This window comes from Rhizobium leguminosarum (assembly GCF_004123835.1).
GTDB lineage: Bacteria > Pseudomonadota > Alphaproteobacteria > Rhizobiales > Rhizobiaceae > Rhizobium > Rhizobium leguminosarum_M.
This window is the reverse complement of the sequence record NZ_MZMU01000002.1, coordinates 384,287-407,801: the sequence shown is the minus strand read 5'-3', so window position 1 is coordinate 407,801 and position 23,515 is coordinate 384,287. Positions and strand designations below refer to the sequence as shown.

The 23,515-nt window shown below is 59.9% G+C and carries 22 protein-coding genes; 2 read left to right on the top strand and 20 right to left on the bottom strand.

What is annotated here, in order from left to right; genetic code table 11:
- Window position 1: 1 nt before the first annotated feature.
- The 4 genes from B5P46_RS03330 to B5P46_RS03315 all read right to left on the bottom strand — a co-directional run bounded on the left by B5P46_RS03330 (window position 2) and on the right by B5P46_RS03315 (window position 3,140).
- A complete protein-coding gene (locus tag B5P46_RS03330; RefSeq protein ID WP_129417459.1) occupies window positions 2-916 on the bottom strand; it encodes an ABC transporter permease in 915 nt (304 codons plus the stop codon).
- Between the two features lie 158 nt (window positions 917-1,074).
- On the bottom strand, window positions 1,075-1,950 hold the full coding sequence (locus B5P46_RS03325; protein WP_129417458.1) for a DMT family transporter: 876 nt from the start codon (window positions 1,948-1,950) through the stop codon (window positions 1,075-1,077).
- A 271-nt stretch (window positions 1,951-2,221) separates the two neighbouring features.
- A complete protein-coding gene (locus tag B5P46_RS03320; RefSeq protein ID WP_020487077.1) occupies window positions 2,222-2,503 on the bottom strand; it encodes a hypothetical protein in 282 nt (93 codons plus the stop codon).
- A gap of 154 nt (window positions 2,504-2,657) precedes the next feature.
- Window positions 2,658-3,140 carry an NUDIX domain-containing protein gene (locus B5P46_RS03315; RefSeq protein WP_129417457.1) on the bottom strand — a complete coding sequence of 161 codons (483 nt, stop codon included), beginning with the start codon at window positions 3,138-3,140 and terminating at the stop codon, window positions 2,658-2,660.
- 391 nt (window positions 3,141-3,531) lie between these two features.
- Between B5P46_RS03315 and B5P46_RS03310 the strand changes: the two genes are divergently transcribed.
- Entirely contained in the window at window positions 3,532-4,212 is a 681-nt protein-coding gene (locus B5P46_RS03310; protein WP_129417456.1) for a redoxin domain-containing protein, read from the top strand.
- A gap of 94 nt (window positions 4,213-4,306) precedes the next feature.
- Here the strand turns inward: B5P46_RS03310 and B5P46_RS03305 are convergent, their stop codons facing one another.
- The 9 genes from B5P46_RS03305 to B5P46_RS03265 form a co-directional block, all read right to left on the bottom strand.
- Window positions 4,307-5,377, bottom strand: coding sequence for an ABC transporter ATP-binding protein (locus B5P46_RS03305; protein ID WP_129417455.1), 1,071 nt, complete (start codon window positions 5,375-5,377; stop codon window positions 4,307-4,309).
- Between the two features lie 66 nt (window positions 5,378-5,443).
- Entirely contained in the window at window positions 5,444-6,742 is a 1,299-nt protein-coding gene (locus B5P46_RS03300) for a D-tagatose-bisphosphate aldolase, class II, non-catalytic subunit (protein ID WP_129417454.1), read from the bottom strand.
- Window positions 6,739-7,692, bottom strand: a complete 954-nt coding sequence (locus tag B5P46_RS03295) for an SIS domain-containing protein (RefSeq protein WP_129417453.1) — start codon at window positions 7,690-7,692, stop codon at window positions 6,739-6,741. Before B5P46_RS03295 ends, B5P46_RS03300 begins: the two co-directional genes overlap by 4 nt.
- Window positions 7,693-7,703: 11 nt before the next feature.
- Window positions 7,704-8,537, bottom strand: coding sequence for a carbohydrate ABC transporter permease (locus B5P46_RS03290; RefSeq protein ID WP_206735306.1), 834 nt, complete (start codon window positions 8,535-8,537; stop codon window positions 7,704-7,706).
- A gap of 23 nt (window positions 8,538-8,560) precedes the next feature.
- The gene (locus B5P46_RS03285; RefSeq protein ID WP_129417451.1) at window positions 8,561-9,478 is read right to left on the bottom strand and encodes a carbohydrate ABC transporter permease; all 918 of its coding nucleotides are present in this window, start codon (window positions 9,476-9,478) and stop codon (window positions 8,561-8,563) included.
- The gene (locus B5P46_RS03280; RefSeq protein ID WP_129417450.1) at window positions 9,475-10,731 is read right to left on the bottom strand and encodes an ABC transporter substrate-binding protein; all 1,257 of its coding nucleotides are present in this window, start codon (window positions 10,729-10,731) and stop codon (window positions 9,475-9,477) included. Before B5P46_RS03280 ends, B5P46_RS03285 begins: the two co-directional genes overlap by 4 nt.
- A 31-nt stretch (window positions 10,732-10,762) precedes the next feature.
- Entirely contained in the window at window positions 10,763-11,722 is a 960-nt protein-coding gene (locus tag B5P46_RS03275) for an N-acetylglucosamine kinase (protein WP_129417449.1), read from the bottom strand.
- A complete protein-coding gene (locus tag B5P46_RS03270) occupies window positions 11,719-12,513 on the bottom strand; it encodes a DeoR/GlpR family DNA-binding transcription regulator (RefSeq protein WP_129417448.1) in 795 nt (264 codons plus the stop codon). Before B5P46_RS03270 ends, B5P46_RS03275 begins: the two co-directional genes overlap by 4 nt.
- Window positions 12,514-12,713: 200 nt before the next feature.
- Window positions 12,714-14,030, bottom strand: a complete 1,317-nt coding sequence (locus B5P46_RS03265) for an alpha-glucosidase/alpha-galactosidase (RefSeq protein WP_129417447.1) — start codon at window positions 14,028-14,030, stop codon at window positions 12,714-12,716.
- A gap of 99 nt (window positions 14,031-14,129) precedes the next feature.
- Between B5P46_RS03265 and B5P46_RS03260 the strand changes: the two genes are divergently transcribed.
- Window positions 14,130-14,996, top strand: coding sequence for a helix-turn-helix domain-containing protein (locus B5P46_RS03260; protein WP_129417446.1), 867 nt, complete (start codon window positions 14,130-14,132; stop codon window positions 14,994-14,996).
- 240 nt (window positions 14,997-15,236) lie between these two features.
- Here the strand turns inward: B5P46_RS03260 and B5P46_RS03255 are convergent, their stop codons facing one another.
- From B5P46_RS03255 to B5P46_RS03225, 7 genes are all read right to left on the bottom strand, one after another.
- Entirely contained in the window at window positions 15,237-16,283 is a 1,047-nt protein-coding gene (locus tag B5P46_RS03255; RefSeq protein WP_129417445.1) for an ABC transporter ATP-binding protein, read from the bottom strand.
- Window positions 16,284-16,296: 13 nt separating this feature from the next.
- Window positions 16,297-17,997, bottom strand: coding sequence for a glycoside hydrolase family 32 protein (locus tag B5P46_RS03250; protein ID WP_129417444.1), 1,701 nt, complete (start codon window positions 17,995-17,997; stop codon window positions 16,297-16,299).
- Between the two features lie 2 nt (window positions 17,998-17,999).
- Window positions 18,000-18,893, bottom strand: coding sequence for a carbohydrate ABC transporter permease (locus B5P46_RS03245; RefSeq protein ID WP_129417443.1), 894 nt, complete (start codon window positions 18,891-18,893; stop codon window positions 18,000-18,002).
- On the bottom strand, window positions 18,886-19,818 hold the full coding sequence (locus tag B5P46_RS03240; RefSeq protein ID WP_129417442.1) for a carbohydrate ABC transporter permease: 933 nt from the start codon (window positions 19,816-19,818) through the stop codon (window positions 18,886-18,888). The genes B5P46_RS03245 and B5P46_RS03240 overlap by 8 nt, the downstream gene beginning before the upstream one ends.
- A 71-nt stretch (window positions 19,819-19,889) precedes the next feature.
- The gene (locus B5P46_RS03235) at window positions 19,890-21,182 is read right to left on the bottom strand and encodes an ABC transporter substrate-binding protein (protein ID WP_062941620.1); all 1,293 of its coding nucleotides are present in this window, start codon (window positions 21,180-21,182) and stop codon (window positions 19,890-19,892) included.
- 47 nt (window positions 21,183-21,229) lie between these two features.
- The gene (locus B5P46_RS03230) at window positions 21,230-22,240 is read right to left on the bottom strand and encodes a LacI family DNA-binding transcriptional regulator (protein WP_129417532.1); all 1,011 of its coding nucleotides are present in this window, start codon (window positions 22,238-22,240) and stop codon (window positions 21,230-21,232) included.
- A gap of 274 nt (window positions 22,241-22,514) precedes the next feature.
- Window positions 22,515-23,474 (bottom strand): HD-GYP domain-containing protein, encoded by a 960-nt coding sequence (locus B5P46_RS03225; RefSeq protein WP_206735305.1) that lies wholly within the window; start codon window positions 23,472-23,474, stop codon window positions 22,515-22,517.
- Window positions 23,475-23,515: the final 41 nt, after the last annotated feature.

The window sequence follows — 23,515 nt, the reverse complement described above, 5'->3', positions numbered from 1 at the left end:
CTCAATACCGGATGCGCGGATCGAGCAGCGCATAGGCGATGTCGATCAACAGGTTCATGATAAAGATCGCCAGTGCCGAGACCATGATGACGGCCAGCACGACGGCGAAATCGCGAAGCAAAATGGAATCGATCATCAGCTTGCCGATGCCCGGAAAACCAAACACCGTCTCGACGACAACGGCACCGTTCAAGATGGCGGCCGCCTGGTCGCCGATGACTGTGATCACCGGCAGCATGGCGTTGCGCAGTCCATGAATGAAGATGATCGAGTTCGAGCGGACCCCCTTGGCGCGGGCCGTCTTCACATAGGCGGAAGACAGAACACTGATCATCGAGCCGCGGACCACCTGCAGGATCAGGCCGAAGGGCCGGATGAACAGCACGCTGACCGGCAGGACCCAGTGCCAGAAAGTTCCCGTTCCCGATGTCGGCAGGACATGCAGTTTGACGGCGAAAATGACGATCGCCACGATGGCCAGCCAGAAATCCGGCGCCGCAGCGCCGATCAGCGAGAAGAAAGTGGCAAGACGGTCGAAGACGCCGCCGACGCGAAAGGCCGCCAGCGAACCGATGACGATCGCGGCGACCGTGACCAGCGCCATGGTGATGGCAGCCAGCCAGAAGGTCCAGACGAAGGCCTCCAACACGACATTCATGGCCGGACGGGCCTGTCGCAGTGACTGACCGAAATTGCCTTGGGCAAGATCCGAGACATAACGGCCGAACTGGATGATCAACGGATCGTTGAAACCGTTCATCTCACGGAATTGCTGGCGCATTTCCGTGGTCGCATCGATCGGCAGATAGAGGTCGGTCGGATCGCCCGTCAGCCGGGACAGGAAGAACACGATGACGATAAGCACCACGAGCGATACGCCACTGGCGATCGCGCGCTTGCCGATGAAACTCTTCATGCCACTCCTCCCGAGTGACCCCCATAGGGGCCATGATGTCCGGTTTCGTCTTCGTCTGTGCTGCCTGTCATACCCCTCCGGCAACAGGCACGGCTCGACGAACGTCGCTATAACTGAAATATTAGTGCATCTAAAATTTTTGTGAACCCCAAAAATCGTCAGGGCTTATCAACCGGCGGCTTGCGTCGCCATGTCATGCCGCGGGTTCCAATAATGGCCGCCCCGATGATCACCGCCGCGCCGATCCAAGTCTGTGCGGCCGGAACTTCCGCGAAAAATGAGAAGGCCATCAGGGCCACGACGGGCAGTCGGAGAAAGTCGAGCGGTGCCAGAACGCTTGCGGCCGCCATACCGAAGGCGCGTGTGATCAGCGTCATGTTGAGTGCGCCGAGTGCCCCTTGCATGGCAAGCAGTCCGAGTTGGCTCCAGGTTGGCATTGACCAGACCGGCAGCATGACGATCAGGCCAAGCGGCACCGTCGCTATCAGATTCCATGCAACCAGCCGGTCGGCACTATCCTTCAATGCCATCCGCCGCAGCATCAATTGGCTGGCCGCCGTCAAGACCGCTCCTGCCAGCGCAAAAAGCAGCCATTGGTCGAAACCGGACGCTCCAGGGCGAATGATGATCATGACGCCGACAAAACCTGCGACAATGCCAGCCACACTGGAGATGCCGACATGTTCCTTGAGCACTAGCCACGCACCGAGAACGAGAAACATCGGCATGGTGAAATTGATCGCCGTGGCATCGGCGAGTGGCGCGTGCGCAAAAGCAACGAACAAAGCAACCAGTGAGGCAAGCTTCAGACCCGCACGCACGACATGCAGAACACGATAGGGAGAGGCTTTCAGGTCGACCCGTGACACGATCCAGGGCGTGACGACAAGAAGTCCGAAAAACGACCGGAAAAACCCGATCATCAATGGATGCACGTCACCGGCCAGCAAACGCACGATGACTGCGTCGAGACTATTTAAAAAAGCGGCGGCCACCATCATGCCTACCGCAAGGCCTGTGCGACCAGGCTGCATCACGCTTCTCCTGATCGAACAAAGGTGAACCCTGCTATATCGGCCATTCGATACGGCTGCGCGTTGAACCGGCACTCCATTGGAAATAAAGCCTTCCTGGCGTGTCTGCTAATCTCCGGGCTCCCAACGGTTTGCCGCGGCTGAGACCGCTCGTTCTCATCAGGGGCCGGCAGCATCCGTTATGCCGGCGCGGATTAACGGCTTTATCTCCATCCATCAGCCGCCGTCCACACTGACAGAGCGCATTGCTGACAGGGTCGCCTCGCCCCCGCTAGTGGATCACTCCGTTCGTTTTCGCCCGGTTCGAAAACTGGTGAACGAGCATGATGCCCTGCTCAAGGAGCAACTCCGCTGCCTGCAGATCGCGCGGCGTGAGATCGCCGGATAGTCCGCGAATCGTATTGGCGACGCAGATAGAGTTGGCGACGAAGCGGGCGTCGCCCTCACCTTCCGCCTCCTCGGCCGTTGCTTCCAAGGCGTCGGCAACGGTGTCGAGCAGGCTCGAGCGTTCGACAAGCGTCATGTCGTTCAGGGTTTTGGAAATGCCGTTCATGATTGTCTCCTCGCGCGTGCCCAAGGTGGATCGCAGCTCCAATTTCTCGATTTCAGTCACATGGCGGTGACTGTCAGATAGGATGGCTGTGTTCAGAAGCAACTCATGGCTGCCGCGCACCTGACGCATAGTACAGCCAGATGGGACGGCTCAATCAATAACTTCGGCCCGATTGTTCCAGCTGCGTCAGGAGGCCGGCAAGCATTGGTCGCTGCCCTTTCAAGAGCTTTACGGCTGCGTCGGGCAGGGAAAACCACCCCGCGCGATCAACCTCCGGAAAGCTCTTTACCCGGCCTGACCGTGGCGGCCATTCCATTTGAAATTCGGAACTCTGTATCGCATTCACGTCCAGTACCGGATCGGCTTCGATCGACCACGCGACAACTATCTTTCCGCCAGATTGTCGGTATTCGCCCAACGGTGTGAACCTGCCATCGACTGCTACACCCAGCTCTTCGGCAGTCTCCCTTATTGCCGCCGCGAGCTCATCTTCTCCAGACTCGATCAATCCCTTCGGGATCGACCACGCAGCCTCGTCTTTCCCAGCCCAGAAAGGACCGCCCGGATGGACGAGAAGCACTTCGATGTCCCTGGAAACACGCCGGTAGAGCAGAAGTCCGGCGCTACGGATTGCCATCGCGTTGTGCCCTTCTTGTGTCGATCACGAGGCTAGGCATTCCTCACAGATGCCGCAGCCGTCATCGTCCATCCACTGACGCCGGCGCTTACAGCAAAGGCAAGCACGACTATCGGGTTGTTCCTTTGTGTCTTCCGGTGGAATAATCTCGATCGTCGTGTCGATTAGAGTGTCGGCCACAAGTTCCGCCATCTCGTTTCTCCATCAGTCTATTCTAAATAAGATAGGAGCGGCGATCGATACCGGCAAGCTCTCGACGCCGGTCGGAGGGCCAAATGGCATGCCGAACCACATTCGGCGGTCTCAACATCGAGCGCTGGGCCTTCTTGCGACAAGTGATATAGTTGAATTTCGGTCGTCCACCTGGACGATACGACAAAGGAATCATTCCATGGGAGACCAGAATCGCCCGCTGCAACCAGGAGAAACCGCCCCCGCCTTCGCACTAGCCACGGCCAACTTCGACGGAACGGTCTCATTTGCCGATTTGAGCGGTCGCCCGTTCGTGATCGGGTTCTTTCGCGGGCTGCACTGCCCGTTCTGTCGGCGCCAGGTCGAACAGCTTGCTGGCATACAGCCCACCCTGCGCGCCTCCGGAGTGGAGACCGTGGCTGTTATCAACACTCCGGTGGAACGCGCTCGCCTGTATTTCCGCCACCGTCCGACGCCAGTAACGCTGCTATGCGATCCCGACTGCCACACACATCGGGCCTATGGTGTGCCCCATGCTGAGTTCCTGCCCGATGGGAGCAGCAAGCAGCCCGAATGGCCTTATAGCGCGACGATGGCGCAGTTCCAGGCGGCGCGCATCAACCCCACGGGCGAGTTGCCGGAATTGCTACAGCCGATGGAAGCTAATATGATACTCAACGCCAAGGACCGCTTCGAGCTTGATGAAGCCGATTTGGCGATCTTCTCGAACCACGCTACCCAGCTCGTCGGGCACTTCCTGGTCAATGCGAACGGCACCATCGCCTGGTCGCAAATTGAGGCGCTGGACGGACCGAACAGCCTTTGCATCTTCCCGACTGCGGCGGAGATAATCGCCGCCGCCGGCAGCCTTGAACGCTGACCTGCAGCGAACCATTCGCCAGCGTTGGCGAACTCGTCTCCGACCTGTCATCAGCTTGACCTCCACATTCCGCCAGTCCGAAAAAATTGTCACGTTAGACAGACTTCAACCGTTGTTCGGTTTTTGCGTCGAACAGATGCAGTTTGCTAAGGTCTGGGGCAATGACGATTTGGTCGCCGGCGCGCAGATCAAGGCGCTCTCTTACCGTCGCAACGAGATGATCCTCACCAAACTTCGTGGTGACCTGGATCTCAGCACCGGTAGGCTCAACGAGCACGACCTCAGCGGCAACAGGACCTTGTCCGATTGCGAGATGTTCAGGGCGAATGCCGTAGATAAGCTGCGCGCCGCGTTCCAGTGACGCTGCTTCCGGCAGCGGCAACCTGCCTCCGCCGTCCGCGATCAACTCCAGCGGCCCCGAAGTGCTGACCTGGCCTCGAATAAGGTTCATCGCCGGCGAACCGATGAAGCCCGCCACGAAAAGGTTTGCAGGCCGGTCGTAGAGATCGAGCGGCGAGCCTATCTGCTCGACGAAGCCGTCCCGCATCACAACAATCCGATCGGCCATCGTCATGGCCTCGATCTGGTCGTGGGTGACGTAAATGGTCGTTGTCTTCAGTCGCTGATGCAGTTGCTTGATTTCCGAACGCATCTGGACACGCAGCTTTGCGTCCAGGTTCGACAATGGTTCGTCAAACAGGAAGACCTGCGGATTTCTGACGATGGCACGGCCCATCGCCACACGTTGGCGTTGGCCACCCGACAGGTTTTTCGGATATCGATCGAGCAGATGCTCGAGCCCCAGAATTTCAGCGGCTGCTCGAACACGCTGCCTGGTCTGTTCCTTGGGTGCTTTCGCCAGCTTCAGCGAAAAACCCATATTCGCCTCCACTGTCAGATGGGGGTAGAGCGCATAGGACTGGAAAACCATCGCGATATCGCGTTCTTTTGGCGCGACATTGTTCACGACCTTGCTGCCGATCGATATCCGGCCAGCTGAAATCTCTTCGAGGCCGGCGATCATCCGCAACAATGTCGACTTCCCGCACCCGGACGGACCGACGAGGATAACGAATTCGCCGTCTTGGATATCAATATCCACCCCATGCAGAACTTCGAAGTGACCGTAGCTCTTGCGGGCATTCGCCACGCTTACTGACGCCATAATTTTCTCCGGCTGAATGTTGGTATCTTCGGATGCAGCCGCTCGTCTGACACGGCTGTCGATTGCTCATCGGATTGCCGTGGCGGCTGAATAGGGTGCCAATACCGCGTCGATCGCAGCAAGGCAGAGTTCGCGGGCCTTCGGAGCGACCCGCTTTGACGCCACGTCAGAATACAGTCGGCCGAGATATTGGCTGATCAGAGTTTCGGGAATTTCATCGGGGAGCCGGGTGAACAATTCGCCGACCGCGGCGGATGCGCGAGGATCCGGCCAGTAATATCGAATTCGATCACTATAGCTGAAATGCCGTTGCAGTCGCTCCTCATCGGGACTGCCGCCATAGTGGCCCGCCCAGCTTGCCGGTTGCTCGACCATGATTTTTTCCATGGTCGTCACCAGTCCGGTTCCTGGCGTCCTCCCCGCAAGCACGTCAGCGATCGCATCGAGACCGTAGAGCGCTTCGCGCAGCGCGAAAGTCAGCCCTGGTCCGACCTTGAGGATCGCAAAGCCGCCGTCAACGAGAGCAGACAAGGCTTCGGCCGGTTGGTAGTCGGTGGAATGTGCCTCGAAAACCAAGCCCGGCATGTCGCTCAGCGAACGAATGAGGCTCTTGGCTCGTTCAGGCTTGTAGAGCGCCACGTCCGTGTTGCCAAATTCCACCCCCGGCTGAACCACGATTCCAATGACCCGCTCCATCGCCGACGCCAAGCCGGCTTCGGCAAACGACGCCCGGTGAACTGCCAGCGTTTTCATCGCCGCATCGGCCCGCGTAATTTCGATTTCTTCGAGTGCGTGCGTTGCACCACCTGGAGGCGGCACTTCGGTTCCGATGATATAGACCGGCGGACGGCGGCCTGAACGAAGAGCGGCCTCTTCAGCGGCCTTTGCCAATCGAGCGGCCCGCGCCGCGGTCAATTCGTCATCGAGCGCGGTTGGTTCACCGGCACAGCCCATTGACGTGTCCAGGTGAATCTTTTCAAACCCTGCCTCGACATAGGCCGTCACCATAGCCGCGGCGCGCAGCATTGCCTCCTCGGCCGCCAATTTTTTCCATGGGTTGGGGCCGAGGTGATCACCTCCCAGGATGACGCGTTCAGTTGGGAAGTCAGTCGCTGCGGCGATGGCCTCGATGAACCTGCGAAAGTCCGCCGGCGTCATCGCGGTATAGCCGCCCTCCTGATTGACCTGATTGCAGGTGGCTTCGATGAGGACTGCCCGGTGCTCTATGCCGGCACGCCGAAGCGCTGCCTCGATGACCAGCGGATGAGCCGAGCAGACCGAAGTGACGCCATGGGGAAAAGGCAGGTTTCGGGCATCGAAAAGCTTTCGCAGCGCGATCTGCCGGTTCTCTTCGATCGGCGTCATGCGAGCGTTACAACCTTCGTCAGGTGACGGGGAGAGACCGTGTCGATTTGCCGAGCCTGCGCGGCGCGTTCGCCGAGGACCTGCAGCGCCGGAAGGACAACGAGACCCGCAAGCGACAGATCGACATCAACGGCGAGTTCCAGATCGCCTGGACCACCCACACCGATGACGACCGCGCCTTTTTCTCTCAGTTCTCGCACCAGTTTCGTCTCCGCCTCCCTCTGGTCGGAGCTGTACAGCATGACCGCAACCGTCTTCCCGTCAACGAGGCTGATCGGACCGTGGCGGTATTCCAGCGGGTGGAAGGCCTGGGTCATGATCTGGCTCATTTCCATGAGCTTGAGCGCTCCTTCCAGGGCGACGCCGAAGAGAGGCCCCCCACCGAGAAAGACGAAGTGCGACCGGTCGGCGATAAGTCCAGGAAGTGCCGCATCGAGAGCGCTCGCGAGCTGGCGGGCCGAATTCACGACAGAGGCAGGAACCTTCTGCCCGATCATCTGCAAACCGAGAAGGACCATGAGACTCGCCGAGACCGTCATGACGATACCTTCGTCCGGATGGGTTTCGGCCGTGACCATCCGATCGCAATTTTTCGCCAGAGAGCTTTCCGGTTCGACGGTTATCGCCGTCACGAAGGCGCCGGCGGCGCGGCTTGCCTTTGCTGCGGCCACTGTTTCTGTCGTCTCGCCGCTCCGGGAAAGCGCGACGACATGCGTGTTGCGCCATTCCGGCCAGAAGGCCGAGGGTCGGTTCTGCCATTCGGCACCAGGGACTGCGATTGCCTTGCGTCCGGCCATATTGGCATAGGCTGCCAGCGAGAGGGCAAGATTGAAGGACGTGCCGCAACCGACAAAGACGAGCAGCTCCGCGCGGTCGTCGGCTGAATTCAATTCAATGGCCTTCTCCCAATAGGGAAATTGCTCGAAAATAACCTTTTCGGTCGTGCTCATGAAGTCTCCGATTATTTGACAGAACCAGCCAACAGGCCGCTGACGAGGTAACGGTTGAGAAAAATGACGACGAGGGCGGGAATGACGATCGCGATCGAGCCGCTCGCTGTGATGAGGCCGTAGTCGATGAAGTTCTTCGTTACGAATTCGGGAATCAGAACCGTTAGGGGCTTCGTCGCCTGCGGCGAAAAAATGAGCGGTACGAGATACTGTCCCCAGGCGCCAAGAAAGGTGAGGATTGCCGCTGCCGTCAGACCCGGTCCGGCCAGCGGCAGGACGATGTTGAAGAAAATGTAGAGCCGGCCCGCTCCGTCGAGTTGCGCCGCCTCTTCCAGTGCGATCGGAAGAGCTTCGAACACGCTCCGCAACAGCCAGAGCGACAGGGGCAGAAATGCCGAGACATAGATAAGCGAAACACCCAGATAGGTATCGACGAGATGCAGCGTGATCATGATCTGATAGAGCGGGATCAAGACAGCGTAGGCAGGAATGGCCAGGGTCGCGACGACAGCGACAAAAAGCGCTTTCCGGCCGGGAAACTGAAGCCTGGTGAACGCGTAAGCCCCAAGAGAGGATATCGCGACGCAAAGCAGCGTGGCAGCGATTGATGTCACTACGCTATTGAGCAATGCGGCACGGAACTGTTTGAATACCTCCACACCTCCGATCCGCGCGATATCGATGCCGAGCAGCCGGGAGTAGTGATCGAGCGTAAAGTGCTGCGGAAAGAAGTTGATCGGTCGGGTCGAGAAGTCTTCGCTGGGCGTAACGGAACTCGCGATGGTCCAGTAGATCGGCCCCAGAGACCAGATCAACAGGACGACGACACCGGTCCAAATCATCATTCGATAGGCAATAGTGGATCTCATCAGTCGAACCGTGTGTTGCGATAGACACGAAGGACGTAGACGAGCGAAATCAGCAGAGACACGAGAGTGATCACGACCGATAGCGCCATGCCATACGAGAAGCGGAGATTCTGGAAGGTTTCGAGGTAGATCTGGACGAGCACCGGTCGGGTCTCGAGGCTGGCACCCGCCAGAACCCAGGCCTCGTCGAAGAGATTGAAAGCGTTCACGGTTGCGTTCGTCATGGCGACAGCGATCGCACTGCGAACCAGCGGAAGGGTTACCCATCCGAACATCTGGATGCGCGTTGCCCCATCGATCCGCGCAGCCTCGTAGAGATGCGCAGGTATGCTCTGCATCGCGGCAAGGACGATGACGATCGTCAAAGGCATCATGCGCCAGACATGGACGACCGTTACGGCGACGATGGCGCTGGTGCGATCGTTGAACCAGACGTGATTTTCGAAGGGGAGCCCGAGTGCGGAAAGAATACCGTTCAACAGACCCGCGCCCGGTTGATAAATCCAAAGCCAAATGACCGAATTCACAACGCCGGGCAGCGCCCAGGGCAAGATCACCGCTGCGAGAACCCACTGCCGCCCGACCTTGATCTGATTGATGAGAGCGGCCGCAAGAACGCCGAACACGGTTTCGGCGGTGACGGCCAGAACAACGTACATGAGCGTGTTGCTCCAGGTCGTCGCGAGCTGGCCATCCGACAGCATTCGGCTGTAGTTCTCAAGACCGACGAATGGCGTGCCGGCCTGCATGGGGTTGACCCTGTGCAGGCTGTCCCAGACGGTTCTTCCCATCGGGTAGAAGACCAAAGCTGCCATCGTGAGAATGATGGGCGACACCAACAGCAAGCCGAGTGTGGCGTCGGCGTTGAAGCCGACCCCACGTTTGCTGGTGGCCCCTTCGGACGCCAAAGCGGTCATTGCGCCATTGCCTGCTTTGCGGCGTAAGCGATGGCCTCCATCGCCTGGTCGACGCTCATCTGTCCCTTGGCAGCGCTATTGATGGCTGTGTTCACGCCGCTGGAAAATTGCGGGTACCAAGGCGGCGTGCCTTGCGGGAACAGCGGCTCAACCGTCTTCGCCTGCGCCACGAGAGCGTCGCCGCTGTTCAGCTTTCCGGACTCGTTGAGTTCGGAAAGCGCCGACGTGCGTGTCGGCAGGAAGCCGTTCACTGCATTCTTCTTCTGGAAGTCCTTGCTGGTAAACCATTTGACGAAGGCGATCGCCGCCTCCTTGTTGGGAGAGACATTTGGAATAGCCAGCGCTTCCGGAAGGCCGAAACTGCGCGTTTCACCGCTTGCCGTCGGCACGAGGATCGCCTCTACCTGGCCGGCGACTTTCGACTGCTTGGGATCGTTCATCTGGCCAAGACGACCAGGCTCACCGGAGATCATGATGCTGGTGATGCCCTGCGCGAACATGCTCTCATTGATCTGGCTGTCCTTCAGGCCGGTAGACGCCGGATCGACCAGCCCTTCCTTGAGGAGCATCAACTCGAAAGCAAGCGCCTTGTAACCAGCCGAATCCGGCGAGGTGAACAGCGGATTGAAGTCCTTGTCGAAGAGTTCGCCACCGAAGGCCTTGGTCAGCAAGTACCAGCTCGTTGATGCGCCTTCCGTCGCTGAAACCGGCAGGCCGATCGGATACTCGACAATGCCCTTTTCCTTGATCTTCTTGGCTGCAGCGACCAGGGCGTCCAATGTTTTCGGCATCTCGGTGATGCCTGCATCCGCGAAATGCTTCTTGTTGACGAGCATCACCCGGAAGTCGTTGGTGTAGGGAATTCCCAATAACTTGCCGTCAACCGTGAAGATCTTGGCAACGCCGATATCTTTCACCGTATCGGCGTCGATCACGTCGTTGAGCGGCATATACCAACCGGCTGCGCTGAACTGACCGGTCCAGGACCAATCGAATTCGGTCACATCCGCTGGCGCTGTACCGGCAACCAAAGCCGTCACCAGCTTCGGGCGGATGTCGTCCCACGACAGGGTCTGCAGGTCGACGTGAATGCCGGTTTCGGCTTCGAAGTCAGAGGCGATGTTCGGTCCCTGCGGCGATGGCATGAGCACCGTGATCGATTGACCGGCAAGTGGCTTGGCATCCTGGCCAAGAGCGGGTGCGGCGATTGCCAAAGCCGCTGATGCAAGTAGAGGCAAGATCAATTTATGCATGTTCCCATCCTTCATTATTCTTGAGCTCAATTCACTGGGGTGCGCAGTCACCGCCTTCGGCCGTGGCCACGATTTGCCCGAACCAGCCGTCGTCTAACGGCCAGTCGAGAAGCTGGGCGGCAGCCAGGAGCGCGCCGCCAATCGGGGGAAGTTTCGGCAAAGCAGGAGGCCTGCCAATTCGCCGTTCAAGCGCCTCCAAAAGAAGCCGGCTCGAAAAAGTACCGCCGGCATAGGTCCAGTCGGCATCCGGATCACAGTGGCCGGCAATTGCCTCATGATGCTTCGCGAGTTCATCGGCGGCCTGCTCGATCAACCCGACCGCTCCTGTGTCGCCGTTACGTGCGATCTGGTCGACGAGGGTCGAAATTGCTGCAATGTCCGCCCGTTCATTCGCCAGGGAACTGGCCCAATCGCCGAGCCCATTCATGGGATTGCTCGGGTCGACGCCAAGGTGGTCAAACAGGGCCATTGCGAGAGCTGTTGCCGGAGCACGCCCGTCCAAGCTTTGGCTGACGAGGTTGAGCGCCCTCTGCCCGATCCAATGGCTGCTGCCTTCGTCACCGATGAGATCTCCCCAGCCGCCGGTGCGCGCCGACTGGCCTTTGGAATTACGCGCCCATGCCATTGAGCCCGTGCCGGAAAGAATGAGGATGCCCGGCTCGCCCGCAAAAGCACCGAGGTGCGCCGCGCCAACGTCGTTGAGGACGCGCCGGGGGACGTTTGGGAACAGGCGCTCGATCGCATCCCGCTGTAGGGCCGACAGGCGTTCGACCTCTCCGTAGGCGGGCAGCGCTGCGGCGACCGCCGCCAGATTTCCTTCATCGCGAAAGGGAAGGAGATGCTGCTCCAGCTCCTGGAGCCAATTCGGATTATCCATGGGATTGACCCCATGGCCGCGGGAACGCCGCAATATCCGGCCACGCTTGTCAGCGAGGGCAACCAGAACCTTGCTTCCACCACCGTCGATGCCGAGGATCAGCGCGTCGCTCACTCTTTCGCCCTCAGATCCGCGATTGTTGCGTCGACGCCGAAGTTGACAAGCTCCTCGCGCCAATGCCGCGAAAGCCCGGAATCGGTAATGACTTTCGCGGTGTCCAGCGGCGCGACCTTGTAGGTCGCCGTGGTTCCGAATTTCGAGGAATCGGCCAGGACGAAACGATTGGCAGACCGAGCCAGCATGCGCCGGTTGAGGCTCGCTTCCGCACTGTCCACGCTATAAATCGCACCGTCGGAGCTGATGGCGCTGGCGCCAAGAAAGAGCTGGTCGAACCATAATGTTTCCAGCATTGCCTCCGCCTGGGGTCCGACAAGCGACGCATTCTCGCTACGCAGCTGACCGCCGAGAAGCACCACTTCCAAATTCGGAATATTCAGGAATTCCTGCGCTACCGTCAGGCCGTTGGTGAATATCCTGAGCGGCATGGGGTTGATGCGAACGAGGCGCGCAAGCTGCAGGACGGTGGTTCCCGCGTCGAGAAAGATTGCCGTACGCGGATGAAGCTGGTCGTAGGCCGCGGTGGCAATCGCCCGTTTGGCCGATAGATGGCGCTTTTCGCGCTCCTGAAAGGCAACCTCTACCGACGATCCTTCGGCAATGCGCGCTCCACCATGCACGCGATCAATGGCGCCCTCCTGCTCGAGGATCTGCAGGTCTCTACGAACCGTGGCAAGCGATGCTCCGATCGCATCGGCAAGCGCCTGGATGGTCGAAAAGCCGTTCGCGTAGAGGTGGCTGCGAATGGCATCCAGCCGATCGACCTTCACTCCGACTGCCTGGCTCAACGAAAACCTCCCTCACGATCGATCCCAATTTCGATCACATTTTCATTTCAAATGATCAGTGTCAATCAATATTCTGACGTTTTTTGATTTATTGGATGAAATCTAGAAATGAAAAACGACGCGCCGTGTATTCACGGCGCGTCTAAAACGAATGAACTGCCATCCGCAGCAGTGCTTGTGGCTGGCTTACCCGCGGGATCTCACTGATATCTCGGCAACAAATCGCCGTGTGCGTCGATCAGGTCGTCGACAAGGTGCCAGATTTGGTCTGGAGACAATTCAGCAGACGTGTGCGGATCGAGCAGAGCGGCTTGGTAGATGCGTTCGCGGTTTTTTGTAAGAGCCGCCTCGACCGTCAACTGCTGCACGGAAACGCTCAAGTTCATGACGGCGGAAAGCTGAGAGGGGATCCGACCGACCCGGACCGGTTGAATTCCGTTTCTGTCGACATGGCAAGGCACTTCCACGATACATTCATCGGGCAGATTCTCGATCAGGCCGTTGTTTGGGACATTGCCGTATATCAGCGCCGGATTGCCAGTGACCGCTGCATGAATGATGCCGGCCGCGTATTCGTTGCTGCGGCATACCTCGATCGGCTTGTCGCCTTCCAGTTCCTTGCGCAGGGCATGCCACTCTTTGATCTGCACTTCGCAGCGCCGGATGTACTCGTCCAACGGGATATTGAGTTGATCGATCAGATCCCCTCGTCCCTCCTTGATGTACCAGGAGGTGTACTCGGAGAAATGCTCGCTGGATTCGGTGACGAAGTGGCCGAGCCGTTTGAGTACATCGAACCGCACCCGATCGTCGGGCGGAACGCGGCCATCGGCGGCGAGAGCCTTCAGTCTCGGATAGAGGTCTTCCCGCCGTCCGTCGCTGTGAACTTTCTCATATTTGAGGAAGAAGGCGACGTGATTGATCCCGGCCGAAACGTAGTTCACGTCGGCAATGTCCTCGCCGAGGCATTGCGCGAGATGCCCGGCTGTGTGCTGCACGCTATGACACAAGCCGACCGTGCGGATTTCCGGGGCCAGATCCTTGATTGCCCAGCAGTTGATGGCCATCGGGTTGACGTACTGCATCAGAAGAGCCTGCGGGCAAACCTCCTGCATGTCTCGGCAGATCGCCTGAAGGACTGGTATCGTCCGCAAACCGCGGAAAATGCCGCCGATGCCAAGAGTGTCGGCGATTGTCTGACGCAGGCCATATTTTTTCGGAATGTCGAAGTCCGTGACGGTAGCCGGTTTGTAGCCACCGACCTGCATCATGAGGATGACGAAATCACACCCGCGCAGCGCTTCTCGCCGCTCGAGCGTGGCGTCGATCCTGACGTTTGAAAGCTTAAGCGACTCGCAGATCCGGCGAGCGACGATCTCTGACGTCTTCAGTCGCTCTGGATCGATATCGAAGAGGCTGATGACGTAGTCGCCGCCTCTCTGCGAGGACAGGACATCTCCCAGAATATTCTGTGCAAAAACGGTGCTACCAGCGCCTACCAGGCAAATCTTCGGCATTGCAATCTCCCCTTCGGTTGTGATTGCTTATTGCTCCTTCTAGATCGAAATTTCTTCCTGGCATCGGCCTATTAATTCCGGAATTCGAGTCTCAGACACATGAAACATCCCCAAAGCCGCGGCGAATGGATTGGATCCCGAGGGGAGTTCCTGATCGAGCGTCACATCGCTGATGCGATGGCCGCACCGCATTGGCACGACCACGTTGAAATAAACCTGCTCATGGCAGGCCAGATGACCTACCTTTTTAATGGAAGGCAGGAACAGGTGGAGGCCGGTCGCCTGGTTTTATTCTGGGCCGCAATTCCGCATCAGACGATCGCTGTTAGCGAAAACGCCCCGCTGGTATGCCTCTATCTTCCCCTTATCGATTTCCTGGGTCTGCCGGTGGACAGAAAGGCAAGGCAGTCGATCATGCAGGGGAGATTTCTGGCGCAGGCAAATCAGGAAACGATGGATGCGTTGACCCTCCCACGATGGGAAAAGGAATGGCAGTGCGGCAGTGCGGCAAGACGGAAATTGGTCGTGGAGGAAGCACGACTGCGAATACGACGCCTGATCCTGGACAATGCTGAAAGCGACAATTCGCCAACCCATGTCTCTCCGACATCGTTGGCCGGCCAGGCAGTGCGACACGTCGAGCTGCTGATCGACCTCATCAATTCCCGCTACGCAGATCCGGTGAGCGTAGCCGATCTCGCAAAACTCGCGGGCATGCATCCAAGCACCGCCAACAGCGCTTTCCGAAAGATTCTGGGAATATCAGTCAACGAATACCTGACCCGACATCGGATTGCCCGAGCGATGCAGCTTCTGACTGACACGGAGGATCCTGTGCTCCAGATCGGTTTTGACTGCGGGTTTGGTTCCAGCAGTCGCTTCTACGAGATTTTCAAGGAGCGCACGGGGACGACTCCCCGTCATTTCCGAGAAGCGGTGAACTCCAAGACCACTCCGGCGCCTTGACGGGGTATAGACCAACGACCTGTTATTACGGTGGATTTTTTATCTCAAAAACACCAATTGCGGTCATGTGAGGATGGTAGTTCAGTGGTCCGCCGGACTAACTATTTGATCTTTTCGTTCGAGAGCGCGCGTGGCTTCCCGCTGCTGTCACACCTCTGCCGTAAGATCTGGTCATCACCGCACCGGAACCGAACCAAGCCCGTCAAATGACCGACGCGGCTCAGCGGGAGGCGCCGGGGATCAGCCTATCCGACTGCCTTCGGCGGAGAAGAGGTGGATTTTTTCGGATTTGGACGCAAGGTGGATTTGCTGGTCCGGCTTAAAATCCACCCGCCGGTGCAGCACGATGGTTGCCGTCTGCGTGCCGACACGCACCGAAAGATGGGTCTCCGCACCGGTCGGCTCGACAGTCAGCACGGTGGCCGGAATGCCAGTCTCCGCAATGTCGAGGTCTTCCGGGCGGATGCCGTAGGTGCGCGCCGCGCTTTGGCTCAATTGTGGCGGAAGCGGCAGGGACACACCGCCTTCGATACGGAAGCCGCCGTCGCTGACGCCACCCTCGAAGAGGTTCATCGACGGCGAGCCAATGAAGGCGGCGACGAAGGTGTTATCTGGGCGGTCGTAGAGATCAAGCGGCTTGCCGATCTGCTCAATGCGGCCGGCGCGCATGACGACGATCTTGTCGGCCATAGTCATCGCCTCGATCTGGTCGTGGGTGACGTAAACGATGGTAGTGCCAAGGCGCTGATGCAGCTCCTTGATCTCGCTGCGCATGGTCACCCGCAGCTTGGCGTCGAGGTTGGACAGCGGCTCGTCGAAGAGGAACACTTTCGGATGGCGTACGATGGCGCGGCCCATGGCGACGCGCTGGCGCTGGCCGCCGGAAAGCTGTTTCGGCAGGCGCTCCAGCAGGGGTTCAAGTGCGAGAATGCCGGCGGCTTCGCGCACCAGCTTGTCGATTGTCGCTTTATCGCGCCCCTGCAGCTTCAGGGCAAAGCCCATATTTTCGCGCACCGTCATGTGCGGATAGAGCGCGTAGGACTGAAACACCATGGCGATATCGCGCTCCTTCGGCGCGACGTCGTTGACGACGCGGCCGTCGATGCGGATTTCACCGCCGCTGATATCCTCTAGCCCCGCCAGCATGCGCAGAAGCGTGGACTTGCCGCAGCCGGACGGCCCGACGAGCGTGACGAACTCACCGTCCTGGATATCCGCGGAAACCCCGTGGATAACCGAGGCCGCGCCGTATTGCTTCAGAACCCGGTCGATTGCTACCGATGCCATTGTCTGTCCTCCCTCACAGTTTCAATTGCCAGACGACGGCCCCGGCGACGATACCGGTGAGCGTTGCCGAACGTGCGGCGGCAAAGCCCGGAATGCGTTTGGACCCCGTCCAGCGGCCGTTGTCGGCGAAGACCTCGATGGAGCCGGCGTCGAGGAAGATGCGCAGGCTCGACGGTTTCGCGCCGCTGGCGACGTAACGTGGCGGCGTCACACCGGTGCGAGCGTCGAAGACAATCGCCAGACCATCGGCATCGAGTTTCACGCCTAGATCGACATCCGGATGATCGAAGGTGAGATCGAAGGCGGCGCCCGGCTCGGTGAGATCAAGCACGATCTCGACGGCGCCGGTGCCGAGCGGGACGGTCTTGCCGGCGGCAAGCGCGGTGTCATCAAGCAACTGATGGCGCAAGCTTTCGACGGCTGCGACCGGCGGGGTCAGCACGGTGTCGCCGTCGAGAAGCACGCGGCGCGGCAGGGTCATGGTCGTCGGGAAATCGTCCTTCTTGGAAAAATCCGTCCAGTTGGCGAGCCAGGCGATGCCGACCGGCTCGTCGCCATCAACGAAGGCCTGGAAGGCATAGGCATCCGAACCGAAATCCAACTCCTGCTCGAACTCCGCAGTGAAGGTGCGGCCATCGAAACCGCCGACAGTGACGGAGGTGAGGTTGCGGCGGCCGGTGGCCGGGTCGCGGCTGGTGAGCAGACCGAAGATCAGCGCCCAGCGGGATTCTGCGTTTTTGCCGGAAAGCGGCACCATGCAGGGGCATTCCACCGCCGTCATGCCGAAACCGTCCTCGCGATGGATGATGCCGAGGAAGGTCCAGCCATCGGCGCCTTGCGCGTCTGCGGTTTCATAGAGCAGTACGACGCCGCCCTGCCTGTCGCGGCTGCCGAGCAGCATCTTCCAGCGGCCGTCCGGGCCTTTGAAGACATAGGGGTCGCGGAAATCGGTGGTGAGGTTCAAGCCTTCCGGGCGCAGCGGCATCACGGTTTCCGACGGGCCGGCGACGATGCCGTCGCGGCTGACGGCGGAGAGCTGGATTTGCTCTTCCGGTTGCCGATCACGCACATGCTCGGTGTAGAAGACGCGGATTTCCTCGCCTTCCGGGTCGGTGCCGGGGATCGCTGAGCCGGAGAAGGCGCCGCCACGGCCATCGTCCTTTTCCGACAGATGCGCTGCCGGGAAGAGGAACATGGGCAGATGTGTCCAGTGGACGAAATCCTTCGAGACGGCATGGCCCCAGTGCATGGTGTTCCAGCGCGGCGCATGAGGATAGTGCTGGTAGAAGAGGTGAGCGTTTCCGCCGAACCGTCCAAAACCGTTCGGATCGTTCATCCACCCGAAGGGCGGGCGGAAATGGTAGCTGTCGGGCACGTCGGGGGCGGCGGTGCGGGCATCGCTGTGCAGGACGCGGATGCCCTCCTTCATCACGGTTTCCGGCCGGAAGGCGTAAGCGACGGAGAGCGCTGTGGTTGTCGCATCATAGGACAGCGTGGCACGACCGCCTTTCGCGAGCGGCACAGCGAAGAACTCAAATTCCCCGGTGCGGCGGGTCGAGGGCTCGCCGATGTCGTTGCCATCAACGGCGACGAAGAGCTTCGCCTCGCCGCCGGCATGGCGCGCCTTCAGCCAGAGATGCAGCACCGTGCCTTCGGGCAGCTCCGCTTCAATGGTTTCAGGTGCTGACGTTTCGGATTTTGCCTGCAGAGACATGATCAACCTTTCACGGCGGAGCCGACGAATGAACTGACGAACCAGCGCTGGAAAGCCAGATAGAGAATGAGGACCGGGATCATCATCAGCACCGAGGCGGCCATGGCGCGGTCCCAGTAGATGCTGTCCTGTCCGAAGAAGGTGGCGATGGCGACGGCAATCGGCCGAGCATGGTCGGTCTGGGTGACCAGCGTCGGCCAGAGATACTGGTTCCAGCTTTCGATGCCCATGAGGATCGAGACCGTGGCGAGCGCCGGCAGGCTGAGCGGCATGTAGATCGACCGGTAGATGCGGAAGGCCGATGCGCCGTCCATTTCCGCCGCTTCATAGAGTTCTTTCGGCAGTTGCGCGAAGAACTGATAGAAGAGGAAGACATAGAGCGGGCTTGCCACCCAGGGCAGGATCTGCACCGCGAAGGTATCCGTCAGCCCCGCCCGCGACATCATGACGACGAGCGGCATGATGATGCTTTCCTGCGGGATGACATAGAGCGCGACGACCAGCGCCAAGAGCGCCGCCTTGCCGCGCAGCGAGCCCCAGGCGAGAACGAAGCCCGCCATGGAATTGACGACCAGTCCCGAGACGACAGTGGCGACGAGGATCACCAGCGAATTGAAGAGATATCGGCCATAGGCCAGCTCGCCGGAGAAATGGGCGATCTCCTTGTAGTTCGACAGCGTCGGGTCGCTGACCCAGAAGGCGCGGAAGCTGCCCATGTCGGCGAGGATGCGGAAGCGGTCGTCCTTCAGGCTGGCGATCAGCAGCATGAACAGCGGCGAGATCATCACCAGCGCGATGACCAGGATGCAGAGGCTCTGCACGATGCGCAGGCTTCTCTTGCCGCTGCCCCGTGGGATTGCCAGCGCGGCGGGCCGGCTCAAAGCGATATCAGACATCGAAGCGCCTCAGGAGTTTGCGTTGCAGGAGCGCGATCAGAAGAACGATGACGAAGAGGATGACGGAAACGGCCGATGCGTAGCCGAGTTTCTGCTCCTCGAAGCCGGCGCGCACCATGTAGTGGACAACGGTTTCGGTGCTTTCGTTCGGGCCGCCCTGGGTGAGGATCGCCACCTGCGTATAGAGCTTGAAGGCCTGGATGGTCGTGATAACAAGCACGAAGACATGGGTCGGGCGAAGGCCGGGCATGGTGACGTGCCAGAAGCGGCGTAGCGCGCTTGCCCCGTCGATGCGGGCGGCATCGTATAGTTCTTCGGGAATGCCCTGCAGGCCGGCGAGATAGATGATCATCTGAAAGCCATAGGCCTGCCAGGCTGAAAGCAAGACGATGGAGAACATCGCCCAGTTGGGGTCGCCGAGCCAGTCGATCGGCTGGATCGTGCCGCCGGAAAGGGACCCGACGATCTGGTTGAGCGGGCCGCTCGGATACTGGAACAGCGTGCCCCAGATGACGCAGACCACCACCATGGAGGTGATCGCCGGCAGGAAGAACAGGCCGCGCAACAGGTTTTGCATCGGCAGCTTCTGGTGCAAGAGTAGCGCGGTCAGGAAGGCGAGGCCGCACTGCACCGGCAGCACCAAGATGGTGAAGCGCGTAACGTTCCACAGCGAGGTCCAGAACAGCGGATCGGTGAAGACGCGCTCGAAATTCAGGAGGCCGACGAAGCGCACTGGCGTCGGGCGCGGCACGAGCGGCTGGTTGGTCATCGCCGTCCAGAAGGACAAGAGGAACGGCGTGATCAGGAATATCGCCATAAGCAGAAAGGCAGGCGCGATCATCGCCATTTCCTGCCAGAGCCGCTGCTTGTCGCGGCGTTTCGCCGGACGTCGCAAAGCGGGCGTGGAGGTCTGTTGCAAAGTCATTGTTTCCTCCTCATCGGTCATCCTCCAGAGATAGTCCGGGGCCGGCCGGAGAACCGGCCCTGTCAAAACCCTTACTGCTGCTCGTCGAAGGGCGGGTAGCCGGCGTTGTCCTCGATATCCTCGTCGATCTTCTTGGCGGCGGCCGTCAGCGCTTCCTGCGCGTCACCACCGTTGAAGATCTTGTCGACGGCCTGCATGAAGGCCGAGGTGATCGTCGGATAGGCCGGGTGCGGCGGACGGGCGATCGCGGTCTTGGAAGCCTGCTCAAAGGCGACGGCGAGCGGACCGCCTTCCGCATAGAGCGGGGATTCGGCGGCGAAGCTCTTCAGGCCCGGATAGGCGGACTGGGTCTTGGCGTACTCCCGGTACTCCTTGTCCTTCAGCAGGAAGCTCAGGAACTTGCCGGCGATCTCAGGGTTTTCCGAGGTCGCGGAAATGCCCCAGATCCAGGTTCCGTTCGGGCTCACGCCCTTGTCACCGATCTTCGGCAGCGGCATGACGACGATATTATCCTTCATCGCTGCCGATGCCTCCGCGTAGAACCAGTGGCCGCCCATGGCGAGCGCGGCCGGCTGTCCTTCGGCGTAGAACTGGTTGGTGCCCGACGAAGTCGGTACGACCCAGCCCTTCTTCACCCAGTCCTGCATCATCGTCAGCGCCTTGACGCAGGCCTCGCCATCGAGCGTGCCGCTGGCCTTCCAAGTCTTGCGGTCGATCAGGTCGCAGCCGGCGCTTTCGAGCAGGGGGCCGTAGGCATAGGTGATCCACTCGGTCTTGATGCCGTAACCTCGGAAGGTGTCGATCGGCCACTTCACGCCTTCGAGCTTGGAAAGCTTTTCGAGATAGCCTTCGAATTCCTCGCGGGTCCAGGCATCATCGACCGATTTCGGAATGCGGGCGCCAATGGCTTCAAGATATTTCTTATTGCCGTAGAGCACGACCGAGGAGTCGGTGAGGCCGATCGCATAGAGGTCCTTGTCGATCGGATAGGTGCCCTGGGCGATATTCGAATCCGTCATGTCATCGAGCAGGTCCTTGTCAATGAGCGGCTTGACGGGCTGTAGATAGCCGGACCAGACATAATTGGCGAGGAAGGGAGCATCGAGTTCCATGATATCGGGCAGCTGTTTAGCCATGACGGCGGCGCTGAACTTTTCGTTATAGGCATCGTGCGGCGCGTAGATCATCTCGATGTCGACATCGGGATTGGCGGCCTCGAAGCGGGTGGCAACGTCGCCATAGGCCTTCACCCAGCCGGGATCGCCCTGGTGCATGACGTGGATGACGGTCTTCGCCTCGGCGAAACCGGCGGTCGCGACCAGGGCAGCGGACGCTAGGAGTGCGGAAAGTAAACGATTACCCATTAAAATCCTCATTTCGTATTCTCCTCCTGTTTGGCACTATTCGATGTTCAGACGGATGCCCGTTCGACCAGATGGAACGGCAGTTTATGCAGATGCGGCGGTTCGGGCTGCTCGGCCAGGAGGATCTCCATGGCAAGGCGGCCCATAGCGCGGTGCGGCAGGGCCATCGTCGTCAATGGCGGGTCCAGCCGCGAGGCAAGGTCGACCTGGTTGTCGAAGCTTGCCACCGCGATATCATCCGGAATGCGAAGGCCGGCACGGGCAAGCGCCGCATAGACTTCCATCGCCACGCGGTCATTGCCGCACAGGATGGCGTCCGGCCGTTGACCGGATTTCAGAAGCGCCTCCACATGAGAGGCAACAAGGCTTGGCGCGCGGTCGCTGTAGACGCTGCGGCGCACCGCCGGCAACACGTCGACGGGGTCGATGCCCCCCTCCTCAAGTGCTGCACGAAACCCCGTCTCGCGTAGCGTGCCGGCGAGAATGCCCGGCAGGTTGATGAAGGCGATGCGACGGCGGCCGGCGACGAGGAGATAACGCACGATCTCCCGCGCGCCGCCCTCTTCGTCCGGGACCAGCGCGGTGACGCGGCCGGCAGCCTCGCGGCAGTTGATCATGACGCCGACGGCGCCCGCCAACCTGTCCGGCAGGGCGACATCCTTGTGGTACATGGCGGCATAAGCAACGGCGCGCGGCCGGAACTGCTGCACCTCGTCGAGCACCGAGCCGATAGACTGGCCGCTGCGGTGGTTGACCGCAAAGACAGCCATGCCGGCGCTGCGGGCCGCCCCGTCGAGGCCACGCACGATCTCGGTGGCGAAGGGCGACGTGATGAGGCCGTCGGAGACGACTCCGACCAGCGGCAGCCAGCCCTGACGCACGCCACGCGCCGCAAGGTTGGTCACGTAGCCGAGTTCTTCCGCAATGGCTTTGACCTTCTGGCGCGTATCGTCCGACATGCGGGCGGAGCCGCCGTGCAATGCGCCGGAAACCGTCTTTACCGAGACGCCCGCACGTTCCGCGATGTCAGAAAGAGATGCTGCCACGATCCTCACCATCCTCCTTGGGTGATCGATTACCCAATAGTCGCGGCGGACGCGTTTTGTCAAGCGGCTTTTTACGCGCACTGCTCAGCGTTCCGAACACCTATCTGTCAATCGGCGCACAAAACTGCCCCTATCGGCGCGCAATCTTTACCCCCTGTAGACGATCAGCGCTTGGCCTGCCCGACGCTGGCCGGGGTTGCCTCTGCTGCCGAAATGACCGCCGATCCGGAGCGGAGTTGCAATTGACGTTTGGCCGGTACGACGCGCCGTCCGGTAAATGATGGCCCTAGTGGAGCGTGCCGCTGATCACCATTTTTGACACGAATGCGGAAAGAAGCTGGCTATCGAAATGGCCCGGCGAATTCATCATCATGTTGATCGCCTCCGCTTGCGAGAAGGCACGCTTATACGGCCTGATTGTGGTCAGCGCTTCGTAAACGTCACAAATCGCCGCAAGCCGAGCGACGTAAGGGATCTTTTTTCCGGCGAGCCGACCAGGATAGCCAGAGCCATCGAACTTTTCGTGGTGGTAGCGACAAATGTCGAGCACCGGCTTCGGGACATGCGCGACATGAGAAACCAGCTCATATCCCCGCTGAGGATGCCCGCGGACAAGATCCATTTCCTCGGCGGTCAGCTTACCGGGTTTCGTCAAAATTTCGTCCGGGAGCGCCATTTTTCCCAGATCGTGAACCAGTCCACCCAGCCCCAATACCCGCACATCCTCTTCTCCATGACCGAGGCTGCGCCCTAGGGTGATCATCAACGCGCTAACCGCCAGCGAGTGGAGGAACGTCAGCTCATCTTTTTCCTTCAGCTTTGCGACTGCGATCAGCGCTCCGGCGTTGTCGAGGGCTGCCGACATGATCCGCTCCACAGCTGCGCTTGCCGCATCACTGGCAAAAGAGGCTTTGATCCTGGCGTGGACAAGCATTTGACGGATCTGCGGTCTCGTATCCTCGACGCATTCCCTCGCCTGCTTGATATCCTTTGCCGAAAACACGGCACGAAGCTGGGCGTCAAACGCAGTCCGGTCGATGTCCTGTGCCGCACCTGAGTCGACATCCGCGCCTTTTCCGACGTCGATAACGACCGTCATCAGGCGGTTTGCCATCAAACTCTCGACCTGACCGGCGGCCGAGATCAGGAACGGCTTGAACCGGCGTGTCCTGTCTTCTCCCTCAATTTCGACGTCCTCGACATACATTCCTACCCGCAATTGGCTGACATGTATCCGTTTTCGCATCTCTGATCCGTTCAAAGTAATCTTGGTACTCAAGCGTTGTC

Bases quoted from the DNA above. Each gene is read 5' to 3' on its own strand.
- B5P46_RS03330 (WP_129417459.1), bottom strand. From the start codon at position 916: ATGAAGAGTTTCATCGGCAAGCGCGCGATCGCCAGTGGCGTATCGCTC.
- B5P46_RS03325 (WP_129417458.1), bottom strand. From the start codon at position 1,950: ATGCAGCCTGGTCGCACAGGCCTTGCGGTAGGCATGATGGTGGCCGCC.
- B5P46_RS03320 (WP_020487077.1), bottom strand. From the start codon at position 2,503: ATGAACGGCATTTCCAAAACCCTGAACGACATGACGCTTGTCGAACGC.
- B5P46_RS03315 (WP_129417457.1), bottom strand. From the start codon at position 3,140: ATGGCAATCCGTAGCGCCGGACTTCTGCTCTACCGGCGTGTTTCCAGG.
- B5P46_RS03310 (WP_129417456.1), top strand. From the start codon at position 3,532: ATGGGAGACCAGAATCGCCCGCTGCAACCAGGAGAAACCGCCCCCGCC.
- B5P46_RS03305 (WP_129417455.1), bottom strand. From the start codon at position 5,377: ATGGCGTCAGTAAGCGTGGCGAATGCCCGCAAGAGCTACGGTCACTTC.
- B5P46_RS03300 (WP_129417454.1), bottom strand. From the start codon at position 6,742: ATGACGCCGATCGAAGAGAACCGGCAGATCGCGCTGCGAAAGCTTTTC.
- B5P46_RS03295 (WP_129417453.1), bottom strand. From the start codon at position 7,692: ATGAGCACGACCGAAAAGGTTATTTTCGAGCAATTTCCCTATTGGGAG.
- B5P46_RS03290 (WP_206735306.1), bottom strand. From the start codon at position 8,537: ATGATGATTTGGACCGGTGTCGTCGTCCTGTTGATCTGGTCTCTGGGG.
- B5P46_RS03285 (WP_129417451.1), bottom strand. From the start codon at position 9,478: ATGACCGCTTTGGCGTCCGAAGGGGCCACCAGCAAACGTGGGGTCGGC.
- B5P46_RS03280 (WP_129417450.1), bottom strand. From the start codon at position 10,731: ATGCATAAATTGATCTTGCCTCTACTTGCATCAGCGGCTTTGGCAATC.
- B5P46_RS03265 (WP_129417447.1), bottom strand. From the start codon at position 14,030: ATGCCGAAGATTTGCCTGGTAGGCGCTGGTAGCACCGTTTTTGCACAG.
- B5P46_RS03260 (WP_129417446.1), top strand. From the start codon at position 14,130: ATGAAACATCCCCAAAGCCGCGGCGAATGGATTGGATCCCGAGGGGAG.
- B5P46_RS03255 (WP_129417445.1), bottom strand. From the start codon at position 16,283: ATGGCATCGGTAGCAATCGACCGGGTTCTGAAGCAATACGGCGCGGCC.
- B5P46_RS03250 (WP_129417444.1), bottom strand. From the start codon at position 17,997: ATGTCTCTGCAGGCAAAATCCGAAACGTCAGCACCTGAAACCATTGAA.
- B5P46_RS03245 (WP_129417443.1), bottom strand. From the start codon at position 18,893: ATGTCTGATATCGCTTTGAGCCGGCCCGCCGCGCTGGCAATCCCACGG.
- B5P46_RS03240 (WP_129417442.1), bottom strand. From the start codon at position 19,818: ATGACTTTGCAACAGACCTCCACGCCCGCTTTGCGACGTCCGGCGAAA.
- B5P46_RS03235 (WP_062941620.1), bottom strand. From the start codon at position 21,182: ATGGGTAATCGTTTACTTTCCGCACTCCTAGCGTCCGCTGCCCTGGTC.
- B5P46_RS03230 (WP_129417532.1), bottom strand. From the start codon at position 22,240: ATGGTGAGGATCGTGGCAGCATCTCTTTCTGACATCGCGGAACGTGCG.
- B5P46_RS03225 (WP_206735305.1), bottom strand. From the start codon at position 23,474: ATGCGAAAACGGATACATGTCAGCCAATTGCGGGTAGGAATGTATGTC.